5 protein-coding genes are annotated in these 3,631 nt (G+C 67.6%); 1 reads left to right on the forward strand and 4 read right to left on the reverse strand.

Annotated elements, in window-relative coordinates; translation table 11 throughout:
• Positions 1-490, reverse strand: a 490-nt coding sequence (locus QOC69_RS25470; RefSeq protein ID WP_526444868.1) for an SDR family NAD(P)-dependent oxidoreductase, incomplete at its 3' end; no start/stop codon positions are given.
• Between the two features lie 35 nt (positions 491-525).
• On the opposite strand from QOC69_RS25470, the gene QOC69_RS25475 reads away from it, so the two are divergent.
• Positions 526-936: a F420-dependent biliverdin reductase gene (locus tag QOC69_RS25475; protein ID WP_526444870.1), complete on the forward strand. Its 411-nt coding sequence runs from the start codon at positions 526-528 to the stop codon at positions 934-936.
• 14 nt (positions 937-950) lie between these two features.
• Here the strand turns inward: QOC69_RS25475 and QOC69_RS25480 are convergent, their stop codons facing one another.
• The 3 genes from QOC69_RS25480 to QOC69_RS25490 all read right to left on the reverse strand — a co-directional run bounded on the left by QOC69_RS25480 (position 951) and on the right by QOC69_RS25490 (position 3,573).
• On the reverse strand, positions 951-1,454 hold the full coding sequence (locus QOC69_RS25480) for a hypothetical protein (protein WP_526444872.1): 504 nt from the start codon (positions 1,452-1,454) through the stop codon (positions 951-953).
• Between the two features lie 41 nt (positions 1,455-1,495).
• Entirely contained in the window at positions 1,496-2,335 is an 840-nt protein-coding gene (locus QOC69_RS25485; protein WP_526444874.1) for an Rv1363c family protein, read from the reverse strand.
• Positions 2,336-2,433: 98 nt separating this feature from the next.
• The gene (locus tag QOC69_RS25490) at positions 2,434-3,573 is read right to left on the reverse strand and encodes a M24 family metallopeptidase (RefSeq protein ID WP_526444876.1); all 1,140 of its coding nucleotides are present in this window, start codon (positions 3,571-3,573) and stop codon (positions 2,434-2,436) included.
• Positions 3,574-3,631 lie beyond the last annotated feature (58 nt).

A 3,631-nucleotide genomic window follows, 5' to 3' on the forward strand; every position in this document is an offset into this window, starting at 1 on the left:
CGAACCCGTCCAGACCCGCCTTGGCCGAGCCGTACACGTAGTTGGCGCGGCGCACCCGGGCGCCGGCCACCGACGAGAACACCACGACGGTGCCCTGGCCTGCCGCACGCATGGTGGCCGCCAACACGGTCAGCAGGCTGACCTGGGCGGTGAAGTCGGTGTGCACGATGGCGGCGGCGTGCGCGGGATCGGATTCGGCCCTGGCCTGGTCGCCGAGGATGCCGAAGGCCAGCACGGCGGTGCCGATGGCGCCGTGGTCGGCGACGATCGACGCGACGAGCGGGGCGTGGGAGGCCAGGTCATCGGCGTCGAACTCACGCACGTGCACGGCCGCCGCGCCTGCCGTGGTGACGGCGGCCACCTCTTCGGTCAGCCGGTCGGCGCCCCGCGCGGCAAGCACCACAGTGGCTCCGCGAGCCAGCCGCGTCGCCAGTTCGACGCCGATTTCGCTGCGGCCACCGAAAATCACCACCAGGCCCGTGTCATCCACGGCTGCGATTATGACCTGCGCTAGGTTGGGAATCGATGGCGAAGGCAACCACAAGGCTCACCAACGACGCGATGGCGTTCCTCACCGAGCGCCATCTCGCCATGCTCACCACGCTACGGTCGGACACCTCACCGCACGTCGTCGCGGTCGGTTTCACCTTCGATCCCAAGACGCACGTAGCCCGGGTGATCACCTCGGGCGGCTCGCAGAAGGCGGTGAACGCCGCTGAGCGCGGCATCGCCGTGCTCAGCCAGGTCGACGGCGCCCGCTGGCTCTCCCTGGAGGGCAGCGCGACGGTGAACTCCGACGCAGACGCGGTCCGCGACGCCGAGTTGCGCTACGCCCAGCGCTATCGCACGCCGCGGGTCAACCCGCGCCGCGTGGTCATCGAGATCCGGGTCGAGCGGGTGCTGGGGTCATCAGACCTGCTGGACCGCGGCGACTGAGGCTTCTGGCCCTTCTACAGCGGTTCGAACTGATCGACGAGCCATTGTGAACCGACCTTGACCAGGTGCATCCACACGCTGTTCGTCGCCTCGCTCGGCGCCTGGGTCCCCACGGTGGTCGTCTGGTTGATGAACAGCAGCAATTCGGCGGATGAGTCGTTTGCGCTGCTTACTCCGATCGCCGAAACAGTCGCCTCTACAGAGATGCTCTTCTGCTGTGCCCCCGGAATGACCGTCGAGTCCGCGAGACGCGTGAACGTCTCGAGGAACTCACCGGTCAGATAGCGCTCGGCCCTAGCGAGATCGGCATCAACGGTCTGTGCCCGGTAGGACAAGATCGCGACCGCCGCGTCGCTGCCAGTCGATGTGATCACGTCCCTGTCCGGTGGTGCGGGCTTCGTCGGCTGCGCCGGTTGCGCGGTGGATTCACCCTGTGAGGATGTCGAACCCCCCGATTTCAGACTCAGCACGATCGCGGTGAGACCGACCGCCACGCAGGCGATGAGAACCGCTGCCACGGCCGTCCACCACAACCGATGCGACGGTGCTCGATTCCGCATCACGGGAAGAACTCGACATTCGAGGCCAGGATCTTCCCGCTCTGGCGCTGCACGGTTATCCGCATCCGCCACTTGCGTGGCTCCTGGTTCGGGCTTGCGGCATTCCGAGTGGTGACCGCGATGGCAGCGAGCACGGTGGCGGAATTCCCCGACATCAATTCGACCGCAGTCGCTTCCACGTCGCCTGTCGACGTCGACCCCGACTGTCGCACCACATCGGCGAAACCCTTCGACCGCTTCTCGAAGTCATCATGAAAGATGCCCGTCGATGCGTCCAAGACCCGCTGGACGTCCGCGTCGATCGTCTCCGGGCTGGTGGTCGTGAGATCCAGTGCCAACCTGCTCGCCGCCTGCTGGAACTCGTCACCGTCCGCCGTGTCAGGCGCCGGAACCTCCGAGGGTTGGGTGGGATTCGGGCTTGCGGTCTGGACCGCCAATTGGTTCCGTTCGCGATCCGACACGCTGCGCAACTGGGCGCCGACGAGCACCAACAGGGCCACCAACAAGACAACCGACCCCACCAGCGCGACGTAGCGCAGTGCGCGCCGGTCAGCGTTGGGCGCCAGCCATGGATCGAGGGGCGATTCGAGATACCACCATCCATCGATCTCGCCGAAGCCGTGCATCGGCATGGCACTAGGGTCGTTGAGCGCCATCGCAGAATGCGCTTCGCGCTCGAACGGCTCGGCGAAACGCCGATCCTGCACCAGGTGAGGCGGCAACAGCTTCAGTGCAACCGTGCGCGCCGTCGCGGTGTCGTACGCCCTGAACAGCTGGATACCGTCATCGTGGCCCAACGAATCAAGGAGTTGGTACCGACCGAACGGTCGAGCGTCCATAACCAGTACCCCCGCACCTCTGGCCACCAGACTCAGTGCCAGCCAACCATATGTTTCAGCGCGGCCCCGACGACACGAATTCGCGCATGGTTGGGCGGCTAGCCTTCGACCGGTACCACGACGAGGTCGTGCGGCTGCTGATTCACGGCCATCACACCGTCACCGGTGACGACGACGATGTCCTCGATGCGTGCACCCCACTCGCCGGGAAAGTAGATGCCCGGTTCGACGCTGAACGCCATGCCCTCCCGCAGCGGAAGGTCATTGCCCGCCACGATGTAGGGCTCCTCGTGCACCGAAAGACCGATGCCGTGCCCGGTGCGGTGCACGAACGCCTCCGCCAGCCCCGCGGCTGCCAGCACGTCGCGCGCCGCAGCGTCCACCTGTTCGGCGGTCACCCCTGGCCGGACCGTCGCGACCGCCGCCCGTTGCGCCTCTTGCAGAATCGAATAGCGCCGCGCCACCTCCGGCTCGGGCGTGCCGATGCTGTAGGTCCTGGTTGAGTCCGAGTTGTAGCCGGGGTCATAGGGCCCACCGATGTCGACGACGACCACGTCACCGGCCCGCAGCTCCCGGTCGGAGCACTCGTGGTGGGGGTCGGCGCCGTTGGGGCCGGACCCGACGATGATGAACGCCACCTCCGAATGTCCTTCGGCGACAATGGCTGCCGCGATGTCGGCGGCCACGTCCGCCTCGGTCCGGCCCGGCACCAGGAACTCCGGCACCCTGGCGTGCACCCGGTCGATCGCGGCTCCCGCCTTGCGCAGTGCGTCGATCTCGGCCGCGTCCTTGATCATCCGCAGCCTGCGCAGCACATCGGTGGCCAGCACGGGAACGACGCCGAGCACCTCGGCCAACGGCAGCAGGTGCAGCGCGGGCATCGAATCGGTGACCGCAGTGGCCGCCGGCGCCCCGCCGAGCGCGTCCGCCACCAGCTGGTACGGATCCTCGCCATCCACCCAATCCCGCACGGAGAGGCCGAGTTCCGGCACCGCCGACTCCTTCAGCGAGGCCAGCTCCATTCGTGGCACCACGACGGTGGGCTCCCCCGTACCCAGAACCAGCGCGGTGAGGCGCTCGAAGGTCTGGGCCCGCGAGCCGAGCAGATAGCGCAGGTCGTAGCCGGGTGTGATGACCAACCCCGCCAGGCCGGCCGCCGCCGTGGCCTCCGCCGCAGCCTTCAGTCGGTGCGCGTACACATCGGTGCCGAATCGGCCCGTCTCGTTGGCGTGGTCCATGCCGACGAGGCTAATCCGCACGTCGGTAGCTGGCGACCTCGACCAGGTTGCCGTCCGG

The sequence above is a fragment of the Mycobacterium sp. genome (genome assembly GCF_032162105.1).
In the GTDB taxonomy this organism is placed as follows: domain Bacteria; phylum Actinomycetota; class Actinomycetes; order Mycobacteriales; family Mycobacteriaceae; genus Mycobacterium.

Coding starts and splice junctions, on each gene's coding strand:
- QOC69_RS25475 (WP_526444870.1), top strand. CDS start 526: ATGGCGAAGGCAACCACAAGGCTCACCAACGACGCGATGGCGTTCCTC.
- QOC69_RS25485 (WP_526444874.1), bottom strand. CDS start 2,335: ATGGACGCTCGACCGTTCGGTCGGTACCAACTCCTTGATTCGTTGGGC.
- QOC69_RS25490 (WP_526444876.1), bottom strand. CDS start 3,573: ATGGACCACGCCAACGAGACGGGCCGATTCGGCACCGATGTGTACGCG.